The following is a 25,395-nucleotide window of genomic DNA, read 5'->3' as shown; positions in this document are numbered from 1 at the left end:
TCCGCCCCGCATGGCCCTGTCCTGCCCGCGGAGCACCCAACGGGAGAAACAGACGCGCATGACTACCAGACCACGCAGGAGAACAGGCAGGCCGTGGCGCCAGGTGGCCCTGGCCACGGCCGCGGTGCTGACGGGCACCCTCATTCAGGCGGCGGGTGCTCCCGCGGTCGCCCAGGCGTGGCAGAAGCCCGCGCTGCCGAAGGCGGAGAAGCCGGTCGCCGGGGGCCCGGCGGGCAAGGCGGTGCCCCGCAAGGTCATGAAGGGTCCCCGTACCCCCGCCGAGGCCCCGGCCACCGCCTGGCCGAAGGCCACCGCCGCGACGGTGACCCTGCAAGAGGACACCACCCGCGTCAAGGGCACCCCCCTCACCCTGGACACCCGGGGCACCAGGGCCAAGGACGCCGCGGACGGTACCTACACCGTCCGGGTCCTGTCCAGGAAGGCCGCGCGCAAGACCGGTGTGGACGGGCCCGTCTTCACCCTGACACCCCGCCAGAACGGCGAGACGCGCGAAGGAAAGGTCCGCGCCGGACTCGACTACTCCTCCTTCGCCGGCCTCTACGGCGGCGGCTACGCCTCCCGCCTGACCCTCGTCGAACTCCCCGCCTGCGCCCTGACGACGCCGCAGAAGAAGCAGTGCCGTACGACGCGGCCGGTGACGACCGTCAACAACGCCGACAAGCAGACGCTGACCGCGAAGTCGGTCGCCGTCAGCTCCGGCGTCCCCACCGTCTTCGCCGCCGTGGCGGACACCAAGAGCGTGGGCAGCGACTACAAGGCCAGCCCGCTCTCCCCCTCCGCGGCCTGGAACACCAACCTCAACACCGGTGACTTCACCTGGTCCTACGAGATGGCCGTCCCCGAGGTGCCCGGCGGCCTGAAGCCCAACGTCGGGATGACGTACTCCTCCGCCTCCGTCGACGGGCGCACCGGGAACACCAACAACCAGGCGTCATGGCTCGGCGACGGCTTCGACCTGTGGCCCGGCTACATCGAGCGGCGCTACAAGCAGTGCGACGACGACGGCGCGGAGAACGCCGACGGTGGCAAGCCGGGCGATCTGTGCTGGGCCTACGACAACGCCTTCCTCAACTTCAACGGCAAGGCCGGTGAGCTGGTCCCCGACGGCACCAACTCCTGGAAGCTGAAGAAGGACGACGGGACGAGGGTCGCCCGGATCTACGGGGCCGCCGACAACGTGCGCGGCAATGGCGCACGCAACGACGAGTACTGGCGGGTCACCGCCCCGGACGGCACCCGCTACTACTTCGGCTACAACCGTCTGCCGGGGTGGGCGGACGGCAAGGAGACCACGGACTCGACGTGGACGGTGCCGGTCTTCGGCAACAACGCCGACGAGCCCTGCCACGCCTCCACGTTCGCCGCGTCCTGGTGCCAGCAGGGCTGGCGCTGGAACCTCGACTACGTCGTCGACGCGCGCGGCAACGCGGTCGCGTACTACTACGACAAGGAGACCAACTCCTACGGCCGCAACCTGAAGGCCGCCGACGACACCCGCTACGTACGCGGCGGCACGCTCGACCGCATCGAGTACGGACTGAAGTCCAATGCCATGTACTCGGCGAAGGCACTGGCCAAGGCCGACTTCACCAACAGCGAGCGCTGCATCCCGGACGCGCGGACCAACTGCGACTCCATCGCCAACGACGCCGCCTACTGGTACGACACCCCCTGGGACCTGAACTGCGACGCGGGCACCGACTGCGACGCGGGCCGGTACTCCCCGGTGTACTTCACCCGCAAGCGGCTCACGCAGGTCGCCACCCAGGTCTACGACGGCAGCGCCTACAAGGACGTCGACTCCTGGAAGCTGACGCACCGCTGGGGCATGGCCGACACCGACTACCAGCTGCTGCTCGACTCCATCCAGCGCACGGGTCACACCGCCACCCCGGCGATCACCCTGCCGAAGACCACCTTCGCCTACAAGCAGCTCGCCAACCGCCTCGACAGGACCGGCGACGGCTACGCCCCCTTCATCAAGTCCCGGCTGTCCACGATCGCCGACGAGTCCGGCGGCCAGACCGACGTGAACTACTCGGCGCCGGTCTGTGACGCGGCCGCGCTGCCCACACCGCAGACCAACACCACCCGCTGCTTCCCGCAGTACATCGGCGGCAGTTCCACCGCCGATCCCGAACTGCAGTGGTTCAACAAGTACGTGGTCGACTCCGTCACCGCGACCGACCGCACGGGCGGCTCCCCCGACCAGGTCATCACCTACGACTACAAGGACGGCGCGGCCTGGCACTTCGACGATGACGACGGGCTGACCAAGGAGAAGCACAAGACCTGGTCGCAGTGGCGCGGTTACGGGCATGTCCGCGTCCAGACCGGCGGCCAGGGCGGCGCCTCCGCGATGAGGACGCAGGAGGACACGTACTTCCTGCGCGGTATGGACGGCGACCGCAAGGACCGCTCCGGCGGCACCAGGTCCGTGAGCGTCTCCCTCGGCGAGGGCGAGGGCGACCCGATCACCGACCACGAGTCGGCGGCCGGCTTCGCCTACAAGACCGTGGCCTTCTCGGGTCCGGGCGGCAAGGTCCTGGCCAAGACGGTCAACCGCCCCTGGCACCACGAGACGGCGAAGAAGACCCGCGACTGGGGCACGGTGACGGCCAACCTCACCGGCACCGGCCACACCAAGACCTTCACCTCGCTCGACGACGGTGCCGGCGCCTCCTGGCGGACCACCTCCCTCGCCACCACCCACGACACCGCGGCGGGCCGCGTCACGCAGGTCGACGACAGCGGCGACAACGCCACGGCCACCGACAACACCTGCACGACCACCACCTACGCCACCAACACCACCGACAACATCCTGAACTTCCCCTCCCGCGTGGAGACGGTCGCCAAGTCCTGTGGCGCGACGGTCAGCCGTCCCGCCGACGTCATCTCCGACGTGCGCTCCGCCTACGACGGCGGCACCTACGGCGCGGCCCCCACCAAGGGCGATCTGACCGCGACCGCCGTACTGAAGAAGTACGACGGCACCACCGCGGTCTACCTGGAGTCCGGGGCCACCTTCGACTCCTACGCCCGCCCGCTGACCAGCACGGACCTGACCGCCGACGTGAAGGTCACCGCCACCGGGGTCCTCACCCGTACGGCCCGCGGCGACGGCCGTACGACCACGACCGCCTACTCGCCGGCCACCGGGTTCGCCACCAGCACGAAGGTGACCTCGCCGCCGGCCACCGCGGGTGACGCGACCACGGCGCTCTCCTCGACGACCACGTACGACATCCTCCGCGGTCAGCCGCTGACCCAGACCGACACCAACACCAAGGTCACCCACCTCGCCTACGACGCGCTGGGCCGCTCCTCCAAGGTGTGGCTGGCCGACCGGAGCACCGGCCAGACGCCGTCCTTCGAGTTCACGTACACCATCGCCGACGGCAAGCCGGCCGCGGTCGGCACCAAGACGCTCGGCAACGGCGGAGCGCAGCGCACCTCCTACGTCCTGTACGACGGCTTCCTCCGCCGGCGTCAGACCCAGGAACCCGGCCCGGACGGCGGGAGCCTGCTGGCCGACACCTTCTACGACGAACGAGGCCTGGTCAGCAAGGAGTTCGCGAGCTACTACGCGGACGTCGCACCGTCCACCACCCTGTTCAAGCCCGAGAACGCGCTCAGCGTGGAGACGCAGAACCGGTACGCCTACGACGGTCTGGGACGGCAGACCGAGATGAAGCAGCTCGCCGGGAACGGTGACGGCGGAGCGGTCCTCGGCGTCACGAAGACCCTGTACGGCGGCGACCGCACCACGGTCGTCCCGCCCGTCGGAGGCATCGCCACCACCCAGGTCACCGACGCCCGCGGCCGGCTGTCCGAGCTGCGCCGACACCACAGCCGCAGCGCGACCGCCGCGTACGACACCACCAAGTACGGCTACACGGCTGGCGGCAAGCTGGAGAAGGTCACCGACCCGGCCGGCAACACGTGGGAGTACCAGTACGACCTGCTGGGCCGGCAGACCAAGGCAGTCGACCCGGACAAGGGCACCACCTTCAGCGCGTACGACGACCGGGGCCGGATCACCACGACCGACGACGCCCGCCCCGACGCCGAGTCCCCCGCCCTCTGGTACGGCTACGACAACCTCGGCCGCCGCACCGAGATCCGCGAGGGCTCCTCCGGTGGCGCCCTGCGCGCCAAGTGGGTGTACGACACGGTCAGCGGCGCCAAGGGGCAGCTCGCGGAGTCCATCCGCTACAGCGGTGGTAACGCCTACAGCACCAAGGTCGTCGCCTACGACCGCCTGTACCGTCCGCTGCGCACCTCCGTCACCGTCCCGGCCTCCGAGGGCGCCCTCCAGGGCACCTACCTCTCCTCGACGACGTACAACGTGTCGGGCACGGTGCAGGGCGTCGGCTACCCGAAGGCCGGCTCCCTGCCGGCGGCGACGGTGGCCTTCACCTACGAGGACGAGACCCAGCGCCTGACCGGCGTCGACGGCAGCCAGGGCCTGAAGTCCACCACCAGCTACAGCCTCACGGGTAAGCCGCTGCAGTACGGGCTGTCGAACAGCGGCGGCAAGAAGATCTGGGCGACCAACACCTACGAGTGGGGCACCCAACGCCTGGCCACCTCCCGGGTGGACCGTGAGGACGTCGCGGGCGTCGACCAGCACAACACCTTCCGCTACGACGAGGCGGGCAACGTGCTGTCCGTGTCGGACGTCTCCCGCTCCGGCACCGACACCCAGTGCTTCACCTACGACTACCTGCGGCGCATGACCGAGGCGTGGGCGCAGTCCGCCACCGGCTGCGCGACCGCGCCCAGCGCGGGTGTCCTCGGCGGCCCCGCCCCGTACTGGCACTCCTACACCTACGACAAGGTGGGCAACCGGCAGCACGAGACGATCCACGACACCACCGGAGACACGGCCAAGGACACCAAGAGGGCCTACGACTACCCGGACCCGGGCGCCGCGCAGCCCCACACCCTGAAGTCGGTCGTCACGACCGACGCGACGGGCACGGCGAAGGACAGCTACGGCTACGACGAGACCGGCAACACCGAGACCCGCACGCTGAACGGCGACACCCAGACCCTCATCTGGGACGCCGAGGGCCATCTCGCCAAGGTGACCGAGCCCGTCGAGGGCGGCGGCAGCAAGGTCACGGAGTACCTCTACGACACCGAGGGCAACCGCCTGATCGGCCGCACCCCCACCGAGACCACGCTCTACCTCGGCTCCACCGAGATCACCCTGGCCAAGGGCTCCTCCACGGCCAAGGCCACCCGCTACTTCGACCTCGGCGGCGGCCACCAGGGCGTCCAGAAGGACGACGGCAGCGTCTCGATCACCCTGGCCGACCACCACGGCACGTCCCAGCTGGCCGTCGACACGGCCACTCAGCAGCTCACCCAGCGCCGCACCCTGCCGTTCGGCGGCCCCCGCGGCAACCAGCCGGCGAACTGGCCCGGCACCAAGGGCTTCGTCGGCGGCACCGACGACACCAAGGTCACCGGCCTCACGCACATCGGGGCCCGTGAGTACGACCCGTCGATCGGCCGTTTCATCAGCGTCGACCCGGTGATGGACCTGACCGACGCGCAGCAGATGCACGGCTACACCTACAGCAACAACAACCCGGTGACGTTCTCGGACCCGACCGGCCTGTGGTGCGACAGCTGCAACGACGGCAAGGGCTGGCCGACGGCGGACGGGTACGAGGGCGCGTCCAAGACCACTACGAAGAGCACCACGAAGAAGAGCAGCAACGACGACAGCGTGTGGATCTCGCAGCACGCGCCGACCACGTCCGACCAGGACAACCTCGACGCCTGGTTCTCGGAGTACTCGCCGAGCGGTCGCGCACCGGACGGCGACTACTGGAGCACGCCGATCATCCAGGACGACGGCAGCCACGGTCAGGCGTGCTTCGGCCGGCTGGCCTGCCTCAAGGCGAACAACTACCTGACGGGGCTGGGCCGCAAGCTCACCGACGCCGACTACACCAAGGCCAAGCGGATCGCCGCGACCTACTGCCTCGACAACGCCTCCAAGTGCGTCGACGACGCGGAGGCGTGGGAGCGCGGCAAGGTCATCGAGGGCCTGATCGCCATGGCGTTCGGTGGCGGCAAGGGCGGAAGGGTCACCAGGTCGCTGGGCGGCTGCAAGTGTTTCCTGGCCGGCACGGACGTCCTCATGGCCGACGGAACCACCGAGGACATCGAGGACATCGAGCTCGGCGACGAGGTCATGGCCACCGATCCCGAGACCGGCGAGTCCGGCCCGCGGAAGGTGACCCGCCTGATCGTCACGGAGGACGACAAGCACTTCAACGAGCTGTCGATCGCCACCGAAGAAGGCGTCGAGAAGCTCACGGCGACCCACGAGCACCCGTTCTGGTCCCCGTCGGAGGGTGACTGGATCGAGGCGGGCGACCTCGCCGCGGGCATGACCCTGCTCACCGACACCGGCGACACGGTCATCGTGACGGCCAACCGCTCCTTCACGAAGCGGGCCCGCACGTACAACCTCACGGTGGCGGGGCTGCACACGTTCTTCGTGCTGGCGGGTGAGACTCCGGTCCTCGTTCACAACAGCAGCTGCCCGCTCAACATGACTCCGCTCGGAAACGGATCGATGTTGTCGCCCGCGGGTCTGATCTACAACCGTGGTTCTGTCGATGGGCACCGCCTGAGGCACGTACTGAAACACGGGAATCGGGGGGTGACCGACCCCTCGAAGGTGACTCACACCCAGTTCAACAGCCACGGCCGCGATCTCTTGCACACCATTGATGAAGCCTGGCTGCTCAGGGGAAAGCCACTCACCGTCAATGGACGAGACGAGTACATCGTCCCTATGGGCAGACCGGTCGGTACACAGGGGCAGACTTCCGTCAAGATAATTACCGAAGAGGGTTCGAGTAGGATCGTCACGGCGCACCCGGTATAGGTCGCTCCTAATCGCCTTGAGGGGATGCAATCCGTGATTCTGTGCAATGCCTGCAACGTGGGTCGCGTTTCAGCGTTTCGATTCACTGGCGACGGACGTCGCCTCTGGGTCTGCCACGAATGCGATGCCGTGTGGCTCGGTGACGCAGCGCCCGAGGGGCCCCCGGACGGAACGCTCTATCAATATGTCCAGCCCTACCAGGGCCCGGGAACTCCCACGGATTGGGAGCAGATCGAACCCGTCAGGGAATGATTCTGAGCCGCTGTGCATTCAGTTGGCCCTGAATGCACAGCGGCTCAGGTGCATTTTTCAACCCGCTTCAGGGAACGAAGCGGCGTTGCAGCCCGACCTGACCTTCATAAAGGGAACGATGATGCGCATGTCGTACATCCGCCGTGCGGTGGCCGCGGCGATTGTCGCTTGTCTTACCGGTGCGTGCGGGCAGAGCACCGGAGCGGGCAGCGTGGCTACCGCCGACGGGACGCCTTCGGCGAACGGCACTTCACGTCAACCGTGGACCGAGGCGGATCTTGATCGAGTCGCGTTGGACAAAAGCGACGGCGAGAAGTTCGGCAGCATACCGATGAGCACGAGCCCGTCCGAGAGAAGGGCTCAGCCTGTCGAGTGCAGTCCGATCGCCCAGACTCTCGGGCGGAGCAGCAGTGCCTATGCGGCCAACGCGCGGATCAATCGCACGTACAGCGGCAAAGGGGCCCGCCGTGGGGCCGTCATGACCCTCGCCTCGCACAGGATCGGCGATGCGAAACGGGTCGTGCAGGAATTCAGGAAGTCGGCCGACAGCTGCACCGACTTCACGGAAGGCCGAATGTCCTACGAAGAGGTCGAGGTGCAACCCGACCCAGGATACGGGGACGACTCGGTCTCCATTCGGTTGGTCGAGGTCGTTTCGTATCCGGACGGCGTGAAGATCCGCGTCCCCCACGCGGTCGTGGTGCTGAGGGAAGGCACGACGGTCGCCATGTTCCACAACTTCGAAAGGCCGAACTCCTCGGTCAGGAAGAAGCCGACCGGAATCCCGGACGAGCTGATCAAGGCGCAAGTGGAAAAGATCCGACACTTCGACGGAGCGAAGTAACTGTCGTCCGTCCGTCGCCGCTCGCCACTCGATACGCAACACCCAACGGGAGAAACAGACGCGCATGTCTACCAGAGCACGCAGGAGAACAGGCAGGCCGTGGCGGCAGGTGGCTCTGGCCACGGCCGCGGTGCTGACGGGCACCCTCATTCAGGCGGCGGGTGCTCCCGCGGTCGCCCAGGCGTGGCAGAAGCCCGCGCTGCCGAAGGCGGAGAAGCCGGTCGCCGGGGGCCCGGCGGGCAAGGCGGTGCCCCGCAAGGTCATGAAGGGTCCCCGCACCCCCGCCACGGCCCCGGCCACGGCCTGGCCGAAGGCCACGGCCGCGACGGTGACCCTGCAAGAGGACGCCACCCGCGTCAAGGGCACCCCCCTCACCCTGGACACCCGCGGTACCAGGGCCAAGGACGCCGCGGACGGTACCTACACCGTCCGGGTCCTGTCCAGGAAGGCCGCACGCAAGACCGGTGTGGACGGGCCCGTCTTCACCCTGACACCCGGTGAGGGCGGCACCCACCGCTCCGGAAAGGTCCGAGCCGGGCTCGACTACTCCTCCTTCGCCGGTCTCTACGGCGGCGGCTACGCCTCCCGTCTGACCCTCGTCGAACTGCCTGCCTGCGCCCTGACGACGCCGCAGAAGAAGCAGTGCCGTACGACGCGGCCGGTGACGACCGTCAACAACGCCGACAAGCAGACGCTGACCGCGAAGTCGGTCTCCCTCACCTCCGGCTCGGCGACCGTCCTCGCGGCCACCACCTCCGCGAGCAGCGACAAGGGCGACTACAAAGCCACGTCCCTGTCGGCCTCCTCGACCTGGAACACGGACCTGAGCAGCGGCTCGTTCGCCTGGGCGTACGACATGGCGGTGCCCAAGGTGCCCGGCGGGCTTGTGCCGCAGGTCGGGTTGTCGTACTCCTCCGGCGGTGTCGACGGCCGGACCGGCAACAGCAACAACCAGGCGTCCTGGGTCGGCGACGGCTTCGACCTGGCGCCCGGCTTCATCGAGCGCAGCTACAAGAGCTGCGAGAAGGACGGGGCGACCAACGCCGACGGGAAGGACCCGGGCGACCTGTGCTGGGCGTACGACAACGCCACCCTGTCGCTGAACGGCTCCGGCGGTGAGCTGGTGCCGAACGGCACCAACTCCTGGAAGCTGCAGAACGACGACGGCACGAAGGTCGACCGGCTCCACGGTGACAGCGACAACGTGCGGTCCAACGGAGCCCGCGATGACGAGTACTGGCGGGTCACCACCCCCGACGGCACCCGCTACTACTTCGGCTACAACCGGTTGCCCGGCTGGGCCAGCGGCAACGAGACCACGGACTCGACGTGGACCGTGCCGGTCTTCGGCAACAACGCCGACGAGCCCTGCCACGCCTCCACGTTCGCCGCGTCCTGGTGCCAGCAGGGCTGGCGCTGGAACCTCGACTACGTCGTGGACCGGCGCGGCAACGCGGTCGCGTACTACTACGACAAGGAGACCAACTCCTACGGCCGCAACCTCAAGGCCGCCGACGACACCCCTTACGTCCGCGGCGGCACCCTGGACCGCGTCGAGTACGGGCTGAAGTCCAACGCCATGTACTCGGCGAAGGCGCAGGCCAAGGTCGACCTCACCAGCAGCGAGCGGTGCATAGCCGACAGCTCCACCACCTGCTCGTCCATCTCCACGGGCTCCCAGTACTGGTACGACACACCCTGGGACCTGAACTGCGAGGCGGGCACCGACTGCGACAACGGCCGGTACTCCCCGGCGTTCTTCACCCGCAAGCGCCTCACCGAGGTCGCCACCCAGGTGTACGACGGCAGCGGCTACAAGAACGTCGACTCCTGGAAGCTGACCCACCGCTGGGGCATGGCCGACACCGACTACCAGCTGCTGCTCGACTCCGTCCAGCGCACCGGTCATGACGGCACGTCCTCGATCACCCTGCCGAAGACCACCTTCGCCTACAAGCAGCTCGCCAACCGGCTCGACAGGACCGGCGACGGCTACGCCCCGTACATCAAGTCCCGGCTGTCCACGATCGCCGACGACTCGGGCGGCCAGATCGACGTCACCTACTCGGCCCCCGTCTGCGACTTCGACGCGTTGCCGACCCCGCAGACCAACACCACCCGCTGCTTCCCGCAGTACATCGGCGGCAGTTCGAGCGACGACCCCGAGCTGCAGTGGTTCAACAAGTACGTCGTCGACTCCGTCACCTCGACCGACCGTACCGGCGGCTCGCCCGACCAGGTCACCATGTACGACTACCTGGACGGTGCCGCCTGGCACTACGACGATGACGACGGCATGTCCAAGGCGAAGCTGCGGACCTGGTCGCAGTGGCGCGGATACGGCCACGTACGGGTGCGCACGGGAGGCCAGGGCGGCGCCTCGGCCATGAGGACGCAGACCGACTCGTACTTCCTGCGCGGCATGGACGGCGACCGCAAGGACCCTTCCGGCGGCACCAAGTCCGTCAGCGTCACCCTGGGCGACGGCGAGGGCGACCCGATCACCGACCACGAGTCGCAGGCCGGGTTCGCGTACAAGACCGTCACCTACTCCGGCCCCGGCGGCAAGGTCCTCGAGAAGACGGTGAGCCGGCCCTGGTACAAGGAGACCGCGAAGAAGGTCCGCGACTGGGGCACCGTCACCGCCAACTTCACCGGCACCGCCTCCACGAAGTCCTGGACCTCGCTGGACGACGGCGAGGGCGCCAAGTGGCGGATCACCTCCGGTTCCGAGACCCACGACCCCGCCACGGGTCTCGTCGTGCAGAGCGAGGACCTGGGCGACACGACGACCGCCGCCGACAACCAGTGCACCCGCACCACCTATGTCGCCGGCAGCGTGCCGCTGGCCACCCCGGCCCGGGTCGAGACGGTCGCCAAGGCGTGCGACGCCACCCCCAGCCGTCCGGCCGACGTCATCTCCGACGTCCGCACCGCCTACGACGGCGGGGCCTACGGCGCCGCGGCGACCAAGGGTGACCCCACCAGGACGGCGAAGCTCAAGACGTACAACGGCACCACCGCGGTCTATCTGGAGTCCAGCTCCACCTTCGACGGCTACGGCCGGGCGCTGACCACCACCGACCTCACCGCCGACGTCACGGTCACGTCCTCCGGGGTGCTCACCCGGACCGCCCGCAGCGGCGGACGGACCACCACCACCGCGTACACCCCCACCTCGGGCTTCCCGACGAGCAGCACGGTGACCACCCCGCCGGCCACGGCCGGGGACAGCGCCACCGCCCAGACCTCGACCACCACCTACGAGGCGCTGCGCGGACTGCCGCTCACCGAGACCGACACCAACAGCAAGGTCACCTCCTACGCGTACGACGCGCTGGGCCGTGTCACCAAGGTGTGGCTGCCGGACCGGACGACGGGCCAGACCCCGAGCAGCGAGTTCACCTACACCATCACCGACGGCAAGCCGGTCGCGGTGGGGACGAAGACCATCGGCAACTCGGGTGCCCAGGACACCTCCTACACCCTCTACGACGGCTTCCTCCGCCCCCGCCAGACGCAGTCGCCCGGCCCGGACGGCGGAACGCTGCTGACGGACACCTTCTACGACGAACGCGGCCTCACGACGAAGGAGTTCGCCACCTACTACGTCACCGCCGCGCCGTCGACCACGCTCTTCAAGCCCGCTGACGCGCTGAGCGTGGAGACCCAGAACCGGTACACCTATGACGGCCTCGGCCGGGTGACCGAGCTGAAGGCGATCGCCGGCAACGGCGACGGCGGAGAGGTCCTCGGCGTCACGAGGACGCTCTACGGCGGCGACCGCACCACGGTCATCCCGCCCGTCGGAGGCACCGCTCAGACCGCCGTCACCGACGCCCGCGGCCGCACCACCGAACTGCGTCTGCTGCACTCCCGTTCCGCCGACGCCGCCTACGACACCACGTCGTACGCGTACTCGCCGCGTGGTGAGCTGATCAAGGTCACCGACCCGGCGGGCAACGCCTGGACGTGGACGTACGACCTGATGGGCCGGCTCACGGACACCACCGACCCGGACAAGGGCGCCGGTCACCTGGAGTACGACGACCGGTCCCTGATGACCACCTCGAAGAGTCCAAAGGGCGTCCTGGCCTACGTCTACGACGGCCTGGGCCGCAAGACCGAGATGCGGGACAACTCCGCGTCCGGGACGCTGCGTGCCAAGTGGGTCTACGACACCATCAGCGGCGCCAAGGGGCAGCTCGCCTCCAGCTCCCGCTTCAGCGGCGGCCAGGAGTACAAGACGAGCGTGGTCGCCTACGACCGGCTGTACCGCCCGCTGCGCACCTCCGTCACCATCCCGTCCTCCGAGGGCGACCTCCAGGGCACCTATCTCTCGTCGACCAGCTACAACGCGTCGGGCACGGTGCAGGGCATCGGTTACCCCAAGGCAGGTGACCTGGCCGCCAACACCGTCACCTACACCTACGAGGACGGCACGCTGCGGCCCATCGGGATCAGCGGGCCGCTGAACATGACCGCGAGCACCCGCTACAGCCTCACCGGCAAGCCGCTGCAGTACTCCATGGCCGCGAACGGCGGGAAGGCGACGTACGAGACCAACACCTACCAGTGGGGCACCCAGCGGCTGGCCACCTCCCGGGTGGACCGCCAGGACATCGCGGGGGTCGACCAGCTCAACACCTACAAGTACGACGAGGCGGGCAACGTCCTGTCCGTCTCCGACACGTCCCGCTCCGGCACCGACAACCAGTGCTTCACCTATGACCACCTCGGTCGGGTGACGGAGGCCTGGGCCCAGTCGACCACCGGCTGCGTCGCCACCCCCAGCGCGAGCACCGTGGGCGGTCCGGCCCCGTACTGGACGTCCTACACCTACGACAAGGTGGGCAACCGGCTCACCGAGACCCGGCACGCCACCGAGGCAGGCGCCTCCGACACCAAGCGGGAGTACGACTACCCGGACCCGGGTGCCGTGCGCCCGCACGCGCTGACGTCGGTGGACAACACCGCCGGGACCGTCAAGTCCCGCGACAGCTTCACCTACGACGACGCGGGCAACACCCGCACCCGGCTGCTGGCCGACGGCACCTCCCAGACCCTGGACTGGGACACCGAGGGCCACCTGACCAAGGTCACCGAACCCGTGGAGGGCGGCAGCGACAAGGTCACCGAGTACCTGTACGACTCGGAGGGCAACCGCCTGATCGGCCGGACCCCGACCGAGACCACGCTGTACCTCGGCCCCACGGAGATCACCCTGGCCAAGGGGTCCACAGCCCCCAAGGCCACCCGCTACTTCGACCTCGGCGGCGGTCACACGGCCGTCCAGGCCAACGACGGGAAGATCTCCTTCACCCTGGCCGACCACCACGGCACGGCCCAGCTGTCCGTGGACGCCACCACCCAGGCCCTGACCCAGCGCCGCACCCTGCCCTTCGGCGGCCCGCGCGGCACCCGGCCGACCTCGTTCGCCGGAACCAAGGGCTTCGTCGGCGGCACCATCGACAAGGCCACCGGCCTCACGCACCTCGGCGCCCGTGAGTACGACCCCGACCTGGGCCGCTTCCTGTCGGTCGACCCGGTCTTCACGGCCGACGACCCGCAGCAGATGCACGGCTACGCCTACGCCAACAACAACCCCCTGACCCACTCCGACCCGGCGGGCACGGAGATCGGGTCCAAGCCCAACTCCTGCCAGTACTCCCTCGCGAACTGCAGCAAGAAGACCCAGAAGGAGGTCGGCTACGACGCGAAGTCGGGCACGACCGACTACCGCCGCGGCAACATCTACAAGCGCTCCCAGGCGGCGAAGAAGTACTGGGTGTCGGCGAACACCCCTGTGTCGAACGACCTCGATCACCTGGCGGACGATTACTGGAGCCCCCGGATGAACGGGGAGTTCACCGACGACTTCTGGTACAACCCGGTCTACGAGTCGTCCCAGAAGGGCCGGGAGGGCACCGCCTGCTTCGGGCGTGAGGGTTGCCGTCAGGCCTACCTGTACGTGCTGCACGGCGGCAAGGACGTCGAGAAGGCCAAGGAACTCGCGGCCACCTACTGCGTCTACAACGCCGACGAGTGCAACGAGAAGGCCGCCGCCGTCGCCCGGGGCAACGTCATCAAGGACGCCGTCGCCACCGCCGTACTGGGCTACCTGGGCGGGGCCATGGGCGCGAGGCCCTGCAACAGTTTTGTCCCCGGCACCAAGGTTCTGATGGCCGACGGCACCACCAAGCCCATTGAGGAGGTCAAGACCGGCGACAAGATACTCGCCACGGACCCCGAGACCGGGCGGACCACGGTCAAGACGGTCACCGCGGAGATCACCGGCAAGGGCCGGAAGAACCTGGTCAGGATCACGCTGTCAGTGGAGGTCGACGGCGAGAGGCGGACCGCCACGATCACCGCGACGGACGGCCACCCGTTCTGGGTTCCGGCGCTGAACGCCTGGGCCGACGCCACCGACCTGACCGTCGGCGAACGGCTCCGCACGTCCACCGGGGCTCTGGTCGAGATCACTGCGGTCGACCGCTGGACCCGGCCGGCCACCGTCCACAACCTCACCGTGGCCGACTTCCACACGTACTATGTGCTGGCCGGCGTGACTCCGGTGCTGGTGCACAACTCCACCGCCTGCGGTCCTGCTCAGTCCGTCAGGAACCTGCCGGAGGTCGCGGCGCCCAAGCCCCTCAAACCCGCTCAGGTCGAACAGGCATGGGCTGATTTCCTGGGCCCCGGCCCGTACACGAACATCCACCCGCGTACCGGGCAGCCGGACCCCAGCCGCCTCGTCTCCGCCGACGGACGCCGCAGCATCCGGATGGGGGACCACGAGATGAACAGCAAGCCCACCAAGTTCCATTACCACCAGGAGACCTGGGACTGGAACTCCGTCACGAACGAATGGACGGTCAGCAACACCATGCAGCGTGTCCCGTTGGGAGTGAAGTGATGCGCGTGGAAGTCCTCGAGATCCTGGATCCCGCACAGCGCATCGTGCGCTTCCGCTGCGAGTCCGGTACTGCCTCGGGCCGCTGGATGGGGTCGGCCCTCGTCGAGGCGGGTCGATATGACGTCGAACTCGAGGTTCCGGAAGAAGTCGTTGAATGGACGGCGGAGGCTTCGGGCACTGCGTCCCTCGCCGAGGCCGCCGGGACGGAGCGCGCCGCTCTGATCACGGGTCAGGTCGTCGGGTACGACGACGGCGACGACCCGGTCGTGGAGATCAGAGTGGGGCCGGACATCCTGCTGGTCGAGATCCCGGAGCGCAGGCAGGAGTTGCTGCGAGAGGGTTTCATCTCTTTCCGGGCACCCGAGATCCAGCTCTACCCGTACGACCTGTGACCGCTTGACCTGACGGCGGCAGCGAGGTCACGACACCGATGCCGCCGCCGACGACGCCCCGGACCCCACCCGGTCCGGGGCGTCGCGGCGTGTCAGGCGGCGCGCCCAGCGCTGGGCCGGTGCCTCGACGCAGTAGTACGTCAGGGCGCACACCGGCAACAGCAGTACATAGAAGGCCACCTCGCGGATCAGGTCGTCGTGGGGGCGGCGGCCGAACGTGTGGTCGCTCACCGCCAGCAGCAGCGGATGCACGAGGTAGACCGAGTAACTGATCGTGCCCAGGAACGTCAGCAGACGTGGGATCCGCCGACGGCGCACCGCCAGCCCGATGCCGAAGGTGACCACGGCCAGCAGGAACGACACGATCCACGCGCGCCGAGTGAAGTGCCCACCGTCGCCGTCGACATACGCGCTCCCGACCGCGCAGGCGACCACCAGGGCCGCCGCGCAGCCCGCCCACGCCCAGCTGCTCTGCCCGGTGTCGGCCCGGTACACCGCCGTACCGAGGAACATCACGGCGAGGATCACCAGCCCCTCCCACACCGGGACCGTGCCGTTGAGGGCGACCAGGGTCAGCGCGAAGCCCCCGCCCAGCAGGCCCCCGAACACCCGCAGCACGCCCGACCCGGTGCTCGCGCAGCAGATGGCGACGGCCATCACGACCGCCGCGAGGGCGATCAGCCGACCGGTGCCGAACTCCTCCGAGAGTGCCGAAGCCGGCAGGGCGAACCCCGCCGCCACACTCAGCGCGGCGAGCCCCGCCAGGGTGACGGCTACCGCGCCGGACCGCCGGTGCTGACGCACCGTGAAAAGTCCGACCACCAGGAGGTAGAAGGCCATCTCGTAGGAGAGCGTCCACAGGACGAGCAGCAGGTTGGGGGTGCCCAACAGCTCCTGGAAGAGGGTGACATGGGCCAGCGCCACCGAGGCGAGGCTCTGTCCGTGGAACTCCCGGATCTCCGCCAGACCCAGGTGGTCGGCCAGCAGCAGACCGGCGACGACGACCGCGCACAGAGGGTAGATACGGAAGAAGCGGCCGGTCCAGAACGTCCCCACCGAGCCCCTGCGTTCCAGCGACGCGGGGATGATGTAACCGCTGACCAGGAAGAACACCATGATGCCGTAGCGGCTGGTGTTGAACTCCGGCATCAGCTCCCGTCGGAACTCCGCCATGAAGGAGTACGACGAGTGGTCGAACACCACCACGAGCGCCGCGATACCGCGCAGCGCGTCCAGCCAGCCGAGCCGCGACACACCGGACGCGGCCGGCCGGGGCGTCGCGGGGAGTGAAGACTTCATACCCGTTCTCACGTGCGGCCTTTCCCTGGTGTTCAGCCCGGCTGTCACCTGCCGGCGGCGAGGACTGCGGGCTCGCCCCGCCATCCTCCACGGGGGCCGGCACTCCTGACGAGAAGGGCCCCGCCGCGCGACTCCCGCTGCCCTCGCGGGTCTCGAAGGGCGGCATTCGGCGCGATGTCTGGCTCGTGGTGATTCGGGGGATGTCGATCTCTTCGCGTGGGCAGCTCTCGGGGAGGGAGACCGGAAGGCCGGGGGAGGGGCACTCATGTGGGTGGCGTTGGCGATTCTCGGGGTGCTGCTCGTGTTCAACGGTGAGGTGCGGGTGCTCGCGGTCGCCGCCGCGGTGCTCCTGCTCTGGCTGGGGCACAAGCGCAGCAACATGCTGATGACGGCGGCCGGGGCGGGGGCTCTCGCCCTGCTGTGGTTCGTGGCGTTCTAGGTCGTGTCCGCAAAGTCCCGTCGTCCGCCCGGAGGGCGGGCCCCGCTGCGCCTGCCGCTCGGCGACGACAGTACGTGGGTGGGCGAGAGGACCTCAGTCCGTCGCGGGGCGCAGCCGCTCGTAGCAGTCGTAGTTGCGCTGGGCGGTGATCTTTCCGTCGCGGAACTCGAGGAACGTCGCGATGTGGGCCCGCAGCACCTGCCCGGCGGCCAGGTCGCCGACGGGTACGGCCAGGGCGCCGGACCAGGTGACCTCCAGGGCGACCTGGGTGCCGGAGGCGACCGCGTTGATCACGTCGAAGTGCTGGCCGGCGAGCAGGGACCGGCCCTGCCGCGACGCGGCGATCAGGTCGGGCAGCCGGCGGACGGTGCCGTCCGGGAAGAGGGCGTTGGGCAGCTGCGTGTGGACGGCGTCCGGGTGGAAGAAGGCGGCTAGTTCCTCGTCCGGGGCGAAGCGGGACACCGCCTGGTGGTAGCGGACGGCGGTACGGACATCGGGGTGCTCAGCGAACTCCGGCATGCCTACAACCTTAGTTGTGCAACCATGGTTGCACAATCCGGGTTGTCCAATGGCAGAGTGGGTCCATGCAGCAGCAGCCACTCGACCCGCACGATCTCGACACCGGCACCCTCGCCCTCTTCGCCGGTCTCGCCACGGCCTCCACCGTCCAGGACGAACTCGCCGACCTCGGCTTCCCCGACCTGCGGATGTCCCACGGCTATGTCTTCCAGCACCTCCTCCACGCCCGGCCCACCATCGGCGACCTCGCCGAGAAGCTCGACATGACCCAGCAGGGCGCCTCCAAGGCGGTCGCCGAACTGGAGCGCCTCGGCTACGCCGAACGCCTGCCCGACCCCGAGGACGCCCGCGTCCGGCGCGTCACGCTCACGCCGCGCGGTCACGAAGCCGTCGCCGCCGCCCGCCGTGTGCGGGCGGCGCTGGAAGACCGCCTCCGGCAGCGGTTCGGCGCCCCGGCCCTCGATGCGGCGCGCACCCTCCTCGCCGACCTCCTCGACACGCTCGGGGGCGCCGCGGCCGTCCGTCGCCGCGAGGTGAGGCCGCCCCGCTGACCCCGTGGCCGGCGCTCCCTCAGCCCCCTGCCACTCCCGACTTCAGCCCCGCCCCGCACAGCGGGACCACCGCCGTGCGGGTCCCCAGCGCCCCCTCCCGTACGGCGGCCCAGCAGGCCACTCCCGTCGCCTCGACGAACAGGCCCCGGGAGGCGAGATCGCGCTGGGCGTGGCGGAGTTGGTCCTCGGTGACGGTGAGGAATCTGCCGCCGGAGTCGCGTACGGCCCGCAGGATCTGGCGGGCCCGGGGCGGGCGCGGGATGGCGATGCCCTCGGCGTGGGTCGGCGCCATGGGGGTGGTGCCGACGAGATCGTCCGCGCCCTCGGCCCACGCGTGGGCCAGGGGGGCGACCGCCGCCGACTGGACGGCGTACAGGGCCGGCCGGCGGTCGATCAGGCCCGCCGAGTGGAGTTCGGCGACGGCGAGAGCGGCGCCGAGCAGCAGCGTGCCGTTGCCGACCGGGACGACCAGGACGTCCGGGAGCCGGCCGCCGAGGTCCTCCCACAGCTCGTGGACGTAGGTCTTCGTGCCGTGGAGGAAGTAGGGATTGTAGACGTGCGAGGCGTAGAAGACGCCCTCCTCGTCCGCCGCCTCGCGGGCCGCGGCGGCCGCCGCCTCGCGGTCCCCCTCGACGATCCGGAGCTGCGCGCCGTGCACGTCGATCTGCTCCAGCTTCTTGGCCGAGGTGCCGACGGGGACGTACACCGTGCAGGGCAGCGCGGCGCGCGCACAGTACGCGGCGATCGCCGTGCCCGCGTTGCCGCTGCTGTCGGCGACGACCCGGCTCGGCCCCAGCCGCAGGGCCAGTTCGGCGAGGAGCACCGCGCCCCGGTCCTTGAAGGACAGCGTCGGCATCAGATAGTCGAGCTTCGCGGAGACGCCGTCCGCGAGCTCGACGAGCGGGGTGCGGCCCTCGCCGAGAGAGACCGACGGTGTGGCGAGGGGAAGGCACTCGGCGTACCGCCAGAGCGAGTTCACCCGGCCGGCCAGGGACTTGAAGGGCGCGGGGGTGGGCGCGAAGTCGAGGTCCAGAGGGCCGTGGCAGGCCGGGCAGCACCAGGCGAGGGAGGCGGCGGGGACGCGGGTGCCGTCCGTCGGGCAGAAGCGATCCGGCAGAGGTGTCATGCACGCAGGGTAAGTGGGTGCGTCGCCGACGGTGATGTATGACGGTGTGTCATGGCAGTGGCATGGCAGTGGCATGGCCATCGTGTTGCGGTCGCCGTTCCCTGGTGTGCGGGGGCTTGTGCAATTCCTTCAAAGGCCTCAATCTTTCGGCTGACGCACAGGAACCCCACAGAGTTTTGACATGGGCATGATCTTCATGGCGCCCTCTCGCGCGTCCGCGTGTGTGCGTCGCCCCCACCAGCGCACCACCGATCGAGGAGGACCCTCAGATGGCAGTGATGCGTCAGAACCGGCGAAGACTGGCCCTGATCGGCGCGGCGGCCACCGCGGCGCTCGCCTCCGGGCTGGTCTCCGCCCTCCCCGCCACCGCCGCGACGGACGGCCGGATCCAGTACGCCGGCGCGGCCGACGCCGTGAAGGACAGCTACATCGTCACCCTGAAGACGGACGCCAAGGCCGGCTCCGGCAAGGGCAGGGCCCTGGCCGAGCGGTACGGCGCCGAGATCGAGCGCACGTACACCAAGGCACTCAACGGCTATGAGGTCGAGGCCACCGAGACCGAGGCGAAACGATTCGCCGCAGACCCGAACGTCGTCTCCGTCGTCCAGAACCGCACCTTCCGCATCACGGCGACGCAGCCCAACCCGCCCTCCTGGGGCCTGGACCGCATCGACCAGCCGGCGCTGCCGCTCAACCAGAGCTACAGCTACGACGACACCGCGGGCGAGGGCGTCACCGTGTACGTCATCGACACCGGTGTGCGCATCTCGCACAGCGACTTCGGCGGCCGCGCCGTGGACGGCTACGACGCCGTCGACAACGACAACACCGCCCAGGACGGCCACGGCCACGGCACCCATGTCGCGGGAACCGTCGCCGGCACGGCGTACGGCGTCGCCAAGAAGGCCAAGATCGTCGGCGTGCGCGTCCTGAACAACTCGGGCCAGGGCACCACCGCGCAGGTCGTCGCGGGCATCGACTGGGTGACCGCCAACGCCGTCAAGCCGGCCGTCGCCAACATGAGCCTCGGCGGCCCGGGCGACACCGCGATCGACACCGCCGTCCGCAACGCCGTCGCCTCCGGCGTCACCTTCGCCGTCGCGGCCGGCAACGAGACGACCAACGCCTCCACCCGTTCGCCCGCCCGCGTCACGGAGGCCATCACCGTCGGCGCCACCACCAGCTCCGACGCCAAGGCGAGCTACTCCAACTACGGCACCGTCCTGGACCTGTTCGCCCCCGGCTCCTCCATCACCTCGGCCTGGCGCACCAGCGACACGGCGACCAACACCATCTCCGGTACGTCGATGGCGAGCCCGCATGTCGCCGGAGCCGCCGCGCTGTACCTGGCGGACAACCCCACGGCCACCCCGGCGGCCGTCCAGGCGGCCCTGGTGAACGCCGCCACCACCGGTGTCGTCACCAGCCCCGGCACGGGCTCGCCCAACCGTCTGCTGAACGTGGGTGGCGGTGGGACCACACCGCCGCCGACCGGGCCGCGCTTCGAGAACACGGCCGACTACGCGGTCAACGACAACTCCACCGCGGAGTCGCCGATCACCGTCAGCGGTGTCACCGGCAACGCGCCGTCCTCACTCAGCGTGCCCGTGAACATCGTCCACACCTATATCGGTGACCTTCAGGTGCAGTTGGTCGCTCCCGATGGCACCGCGTACACGCTGAAGGCGTACGGCGCCGGCGGCAGTGCGGACAACATCAACACCACGTACACGGTGAACGCCTCCTCGGAGGTCGCCAACGGCGTGTGGAAGCTCCGGGTGAGCGACAACGCCGCGCTGGACACGGGCCGCATCGACTCATGGGCCCTCCAGTTCTGATCCCGGACCCCGGTCTCTGACCCCCTGGCCCCGGGCTTCCCGTCCCGGGGTCGAGATTCCGGATCCCGGCCGTACCGCTTCCCGGTCCGGCCCCACCGCGGGGCGGGCGGGAGCGACACCACCGGTGCCGGGCCCTCTGGGTCCGCGCCCCGCGTGTCGCCCCCGCCCGGCCCGCGCTTACCATGCGCCAAGCCGTACGAAAGTCGTACGCCAGTTCCCCTGACTCCGGCGCAAGGAGCATGCGACCCGTGGCCACACCCCCGCCCCCCGGGGCCCAGCCGCCCCAGGGCGGCCCGTTCCCGCCTCCGGGGCAGCCGCAGTCCGGGCAGCCGCAGTCCGCGCCGGGACAGCCGTACCCGGCCTGGCCCCAGCCCTGGGGCCAGGCCTGGGGACGGTCCTACCCGGCGCCGCTGCCCCCGCAGGTCAACGGGCTCGCGATCGCCGCGCTCGTCCTGGGCCTCATCTGTCTGCTGCCGGGCGCGGGTCTGCTCCTCGGCGTCCTCGCCCTGGTGCAGATCAAGCGGAAGGGGGAGCGCGGCAAGGGCATGGCGGTGGCCGGAATCGCCCTGTCGGCGACCGGCGCGCTGCTGATGACGCTCGCGCTCACCACGGGCGGCGCGCGCGACGCGTGGGACGGCTTCCGGGACGCGGCGAGCGGCGCGGGCACCACCTTCTCGGTGAAGAAGGGCGAGTGCTTCGACGCGCCCAACGGCTCCCTGGAGGGCTACGCGTACGACGTGGACGTGGTGCCGTGCGAGGGGAGGCACGACGCCGAGGTGTTCGCCGAGTTCTCGCTGCCGGACGGGGCGTTCCCTGGCGACGACGAGGTCGAGGACGCCGCCGGCGACCGGTGCTACGACCTCTCCGCCTCGTACGTCATGGACACCTGGGCGATGCCGGCCGACGTCGACGTGTACTACTACACGCCCACCCGGCAGAGCTGGCGGTACGGCGACCGCCAGGTGGCCTGCGTGTTCGGCAACGAGGACGCGGAGGCCGGCCTGACCGGCTCGCTGCGTCAGGACGGGACCACCCTCGACGCCGACCAGTTCGCGTTCCTCCAGGCCGACGCCCTCCTCAACGAGGCCTTCGAGGGCCTGCCCGACACGGACTACGTCAGCGACGACCTGCCCGCCCACAAGGCGTGGGCGCCCGAGGTGGCCGACGCCCTGGAGCAGCAGGCGGCGGCCCTGCGGGCGCACGACTGGGAGCCCGGCGCCGAGAAGGCGGTGACCGCCTACGCCAAGGCTCTGGACCGGGCCCGCGAGGAGTGGCAGGGGGCCGCCGACGCGAGTGACGCCGACGAGTTCAGTGACCACTGGGACCGGGCGCACCGGCTGACCGACGGCCCCAAGGCGGTCACGGCGCGCGAGGCTCTGGGTCTGGCCACCACCCCGGAGATCGGCGACGAGGAAGGCGCGGGCGAGGGCGGCGGTGAGGGTGAGCCCCGCGCGCAGGTGTGACGTTCGTCCATAGCGGGGAGAAAGTGCCTGCGTAAAGGCCTCCCCGGGCACATGTCATCACATCGAGTGATTCCTTGGCCTTTGCTTGCATGGCACAACCGACGGTTGCCAGGCTGTTGCTGTCTGTACAGCCTGATGGGAGCGGCCAGTGACTTTCGGTGAGCAGCCGGCGTACCTGCGTGTCGCGGGTGATCTCCGCAAGAAGATCGTGAACGGATCGCTGCCACCGCACACCCGTCTCCCCTCCCAAGCGCGGATCCGCGAGGAGTACGGCGTCTCCGACACGGTCGCGCTGGAGGCGCGCAAGGTGCTCATGGCCGAGGGGCTGGTCGAGGGCCGCTCCGGATCGGGCACCTATGTGCGGGAGCGGCCCGTGCCGCGCCGGGTGGCCCGCTCCGGGTTCCGTCCCGTCGGCGGGGCGACGCCGTTCCGGCAGGAGCAGGCAGACGTCGCCGCACGCGGCACCTGGGAGTCCCGCAGCGAACAGGTCGAGGCGAGCGGCGCGATCGCGGAGCGGCTGGCCATCCAGCCCGGGGACCGGGTGATGTGCACGAAGTACACGTTCCGGGACGCGGGCGAGGTGATGATGCTCTCCACCTCCTGGGAGCCCCTCGCCCTCACCGGGCGGACCCCCGTGATGCTCCCCGAGGAGGGCCCGCTCGGCGGTATGGGCGTCGTCGAGCGCATGGCCGCCATCGACGTGATCGTGGACAACGTCACGGAGGAGGTCGGCGCCCGCCCCGGCCTCGCGGAGGAACTCCTCGCCCTGGGCGGCGTCCCCGGGCATGTCGTCCTGGTCGTGCAGCGGACGTACTTCGCCTCGGGGCGCCCGGTGGAGACGGCGGACGTGGTGGTGCCGGCCGACAGGTACCGGGTCTCCTACCACCTGCCGGTCAAGTGAGCGACGCCGTCGGCCTGTCGGGGCCTGCCCGCCCGTCCCGGGATTCCCTGCGTTCCGTGTGTATCGGACGGTGACGCGGGCATGGGTCAAGTGGCCTCTGCCTGAGGGAAGTTGGAGACGTCGGGGCTTTCGGGGGTGTCCGAACACCGTTCGAATCCGGTCGTTCTTGCCGTCGGGGCGACGGTGTGCCCGAATGGCCTCCCGGAATGCCCTGGAGGCGCTGGACGGCTGCTCGTTGGGGCGCGGAAAGGCGCGCAGGTGGTGAGCGGCGGCGCGTTCGACGGGGTGCGCCCCTCTCATCTTGGCTTGTTGCGTACCTCTTTGTGAAAAGACGGATTCGCTGCGTAAAGGTTAGGCGTACGCTCGGGCATATGCGGATTGCGGTTTCCTTAGGTGGCGGGGTGCGGCGGAATCCGGGGACGGGACTCGGATCGGCCGAGGCGGGAAGGAGCGGTGGGGGTCGATGAACGACGGCACGATCACTCTTCCCTGGCTCGTCATAAGGCAGGACGACAACGGCAACCGCTATCGCGTCGGCCGGTACGCGACCCGCGCCGAGGCGCAGAAGATCGCGGACAGCCTCGACAATCGCGGACACAAGCAGCTCTACTGGGTCGAGCGCATCGGGCAGAACGGCCAGAACGGCCAGAGTGGGAGCAAGTGATTCACCCCGCCCGACGCCTCCGCCCGCTCCCGTAGGCTCCCGCGCATGACCGAACCGATCGTGGTGGTGGGTGCCGCCCTGCTGAAGGACGGCCGGCTGCTCGCCGCGCGTCGCAGCGCGCCGCCCGAGCTGGCCGGACGCTGGGAGTTGCCCGGCGGCAAGGTGGAGCCCGGCGAGTCCCCCGAACAGGCCCTCGTGCGGGAGCTGCGCGAGGAGCTCGGCGTCGAGGCGAAGTCCGCCGAGCGGGTGCCGGGGGAGTGGCCGGTGGGTTCCGGCTATGTCCTGCGCGTCTGGATCGCGCATCTCCTCTCCGGGGAGCCCCGGCCACTGGAGGACCACGACGAGCTGCGCTGGCTCAGTGCCGACGAGGTGTGGGACGTCGACTGGCTCGACCAGGACGTTCCGGCCGTGATGGAGACCGTGCGGCTGGCCTGGGGGCCCGGGGGCGTCTGAGCGCCCCGTATCGACGGAGCCGTCCGCGAGTATCCCGGCCGCGCCCGTCGTGCTCGCCTGCGCGCCGCGCGCCTGCTGCCCTTGCCGACGTGTCCTGCTGTGTCTCCTCGCCGCGCCCCTGCCGCCTTCCCTACGTGTCCCGCCGTACCGTCTTGCCGCGTCCTGCCGTGCCTCCTCGGCATGCCCTCAGGTCCGCGCTCGTCGCGCCCTCGGGTCCGCGCTCGTAGAGCGGTTCCGTGCGCCCTTTTCTGACGCGTCGCGTGCGGGGGGATGCGCTCACTGCGCTCTTTGTGCCACAGTGCGCCCTCATGCGCGGTACTCGAGGTTGGATATCGGGTATGTGCCCATTAACCCCATGAAACCGGACAGGGTCCGCTTCTGACTGGGAAGTGATCGGCGTGATCGACAACGGTGACGACTGCGCCGAGTGGACCTTTCCCGCGGAGCCCGGCGCCGTGCGGACCGCTCGTGCCGTGGTTCGCGACCGGCTGCGCGCATGGGGGCTCGACTCCGTCGGGGACATCGCCGCCCTGCTGGTGAGCGAGTTGGTGACCAACGCCCTGCGGCACGCCACCGGCCCCATAGGCGTACGTCTCGTACGCTCCGACGGCTCGCCGGGCACCCTGCTCGTCGAGGTCTCCGACCCGCTGCCCGACCCGCCGCGCGAGCGGACCGCCGACCTGGACGACGAAGGTGGCCGAGGACTGCGGCTCGTGGCCTGCTCCGCGCGGGACTGGGGTACCCGGCCCGGTGAATCGGGCAAGACGGTCTGGTTCGAGTTGACGGTTCCCGACTGAC

At 69.7% G+C, this 25,395-nt stretch carries 15 protein-coding genes; 12 read left to right on the top strand and 3 right to left on the bottom strand.

Features of this window, described 5'->3' with window-relative positions; genetic code table 11:
* Positions 1 to 58 precede the first annotated feature (58 nt).
* From M8J73_RS28585 to M8J73_RS28570, 4 genes are all read left to right on the top strand, one after another.
* A complete protein-coding gene (locus M8J73_RS28585; protein WP_079054636.1) occupies positions 59 to 6,937 on the top strand; it encodes a polymorphic toxin-type HINT domain-containing protein in 6,879 nt (2,292 codons plus the stop codon).
* Positions 6,938 to 7,274: 337 nt separating this feature from the next.
* Entirely contained in the window at positions 7,275 to 8,033 is a 759-nt protein-coding gene (locus tag M8J73_RS28580) for a hypothetical protein (RefSeq protein ID WP_055536759.1), read from the top strand.
* 64 nt (positions 8,034 to 8,097) lie between these two features.
* Positions 8,098 to 14,952: a polymorphic toxin-type HINT domain-containing protein gene (locus M8J73_RS28575; RefSeq protein WP_079054635.1), complete on the top strand. Its 6,855-nt coding sequence runs from the start codon at positions 8,098 to 8,100 to the stop codon at positions 14,950 to 14,952.
* On the top strand, positions 14,952 to 15,344 hold the full coding sequence (locus M8J73_RS28570) for a hypothetical protein (RefSeq protein WP_055536758.1): 393 nt from the start codon (positions 14,952 to 14,954) through the stop codon (positions 15,342 to 15,344). The genes M8J73_RS28575 and M8J73_RS28570 overlap by 1 nt, the downstream gene beginning before the upstream one ends.
* A gap of 27 nt (positions 15,345 to 15,371) precedes the next feature.
* Here the strand turns inward: M8J73_RS28570 and M8J73_RS28565 are convergent, their stop codons facing one another.
* Positions 15,372 to 16,643 (bottom strand): acyltransferase family protein, encoded by a 1,272-nt coding sequence (locus M8J73_RS28565; RefSeq protein WP_055536757.1) that lies wholly within the window; start codon positions 16,641 to 16,643, stop codon positions 15,372 to 15,374.
* A 265-nt stretch (positions 16,644 to 16,908) separates the two neighbouring features.
* Here M8J73_RS28565 and M8J73_RS28560 point away from each other — a divergent pair, with 265 nt between their 5' ends.
* A complete protein-coding gene (locus M8J73_RS28560; protein ID WP_167738777.1) occupies positions 16,909 to 17,082 on the top strand; it encodes a hypothetical protein in 174 nt (57 codons plus the stop codon).
* 93 nt (positions 17,083 to 17,175) lie between these two features.
* On the opposite strand, the gene M8J73_RS28555 is transcribed toward M8J73_RS28560, so the two are convergent.
* On the bottom strand, positions 17,176 to 17,601 hold the full coding sequence (locus M8J73_RS28555; RefSeq protein ID WP_249829255.1) for a nuclear transport factor 2 family protein: 426 nt from the start codon (positions 17,599 to 17,601) through the stop codon (positions 17,176 to 17,178).
* 65 nt (positions 17,602 to 17,666) lie between these two features.
* Here M8J73_RS28555 and M8J73_RS28550 point away from each other — a divergent pair, with 65 nt between their 5' ends.
* Positions 17,667 to 18,152: a MarR family winged helix-turn-helix transcriptional regulator gene (locus M8J73_RS28550; protein ID WP_249829254.1), complete on the top strand. Its 486-nt coding sequence runs from the start codon at positions 17,667 to 17,669 to the stop codon at positions 18,150 to 18,152.
* Positions 18,153 to 18,171: 19 nt separating this feature from the next.
* Here the strand turns inward: M8J73_RS28550 and M8J73_RS28545 are convergent, their stop codons facing one another.
* Complete coding sequence (locus M8J73_RS28545; protein WP_055542979.1) at positions 18,172 to 19,278, bottom strand: pyridoxal-phosphate dependent enzyme; 1,107 nt, start codon at positions 19,276 to 19,278, stop codon at positions 18,172 to 18,174.
* 269 nt (positions 19,279 to 19,547) lie between these two features.
* On the opposite strand from M8J73_RS28545, the gene M8J73_RS28540 reads away from it, so the two are divergent.
* The 6 genes from M8J73_RS28540 to M8J73_RS28515 all read left to right on the top strand — a co-directional run bounded on the left by M8J73_RS28540 (position 19,548) and on the right by M8J73_RS28515 (position 25,394).
* Positions 19,548 to 21,116: a S8 family peptidase gene (locus M8J73_RS28540; protein ID WP_249829253.1), complete on the top strand. Its 1,569-nt coding sequence runs from the start codon at positions 19,548 to 19,550 to the stop codon at positions 21,114 to 21,116.
* A 248-nt stretch (positions 21,117 to 21,364) separates the two neighbouring features.
* On the top strand, positions 21,365 to 22,579 hold the full coding sequence (locus M8J73_RS28535) for a DUF4190 domain-containing protein (RefSeq protein ID WP_249829252.1): 1,215 nt from the start codon (positions 21,365 to 21,367) through the stop codon (positions 22,577 to 22,579).
* Positions 22,580 to 22,727: 148 nt separating this feature from the next.
* Complete coding sequence (locus M8J73_RS28530; RefSeq protein ID WP_055538431.1) at positions 22,728 to 23,480, top strand: GntR family transcriptional regulator; 753 nt, start codon at positions 22,728 to 22,730, stop codon at positions 23,478 to 23,480.
* Positions 23,481 to 23,943: 463 nt separating this feature from the next.
* On the top strand, positions 23,944 to 24,144 hold the full coding sequence (locus tag M8J73_RS28525) for an SPOR domain-containing protein (RefSeq protein WP_055538432.1): 201 nt from the start codon (positions 23,944 to 23,946) through the stop codon (positions 24,142 to 24,144).
* A 45-nt stretch (positions 24,145 to 24,189) separates the two neighbouring features.
* Positions 24,190 to 24,597 (top strand): (deoxy)nucleoside triphosphate pyrophosphohydrolase, encoded by a 408-nt coding sequence (locus M8J73_RS28520; RefSeq protein ID WP_055538433.1) that lies wholly within the window; start codon positions 24,190 to 24,192, stop codon positions 24,595 to 24,597.
* Between the two features lie 389 nt (positions 24,598 to 24,986).
* Positions 24,987 to 25,394, top strand: coding sequence for an ATP-binding protein (locus M8J73_RS28515; protein ID WP_055538434.1), 408 nt, complete (start codon positions 24,987 to 24,989; stop codon positions 25,392 to 25,394).
* Position 25,395 lies beyond the last annotated feature (1 nt).

The organism is Streptomyces neyagawaensis, from assembly GCF_023516595.1.
GTDB classification, from domain to species: domain Bacteria; phylum Actinomycetota; class Actinomycetes; order Streptomycetales; family Streptomycetaceae; genus Streptomyces; species Streptomyces neyagawaensis.
Note: the sequence above shows the minus strand (reverse complement) of the source record. Positions and strands in the feature narration are given on the sequence as shown.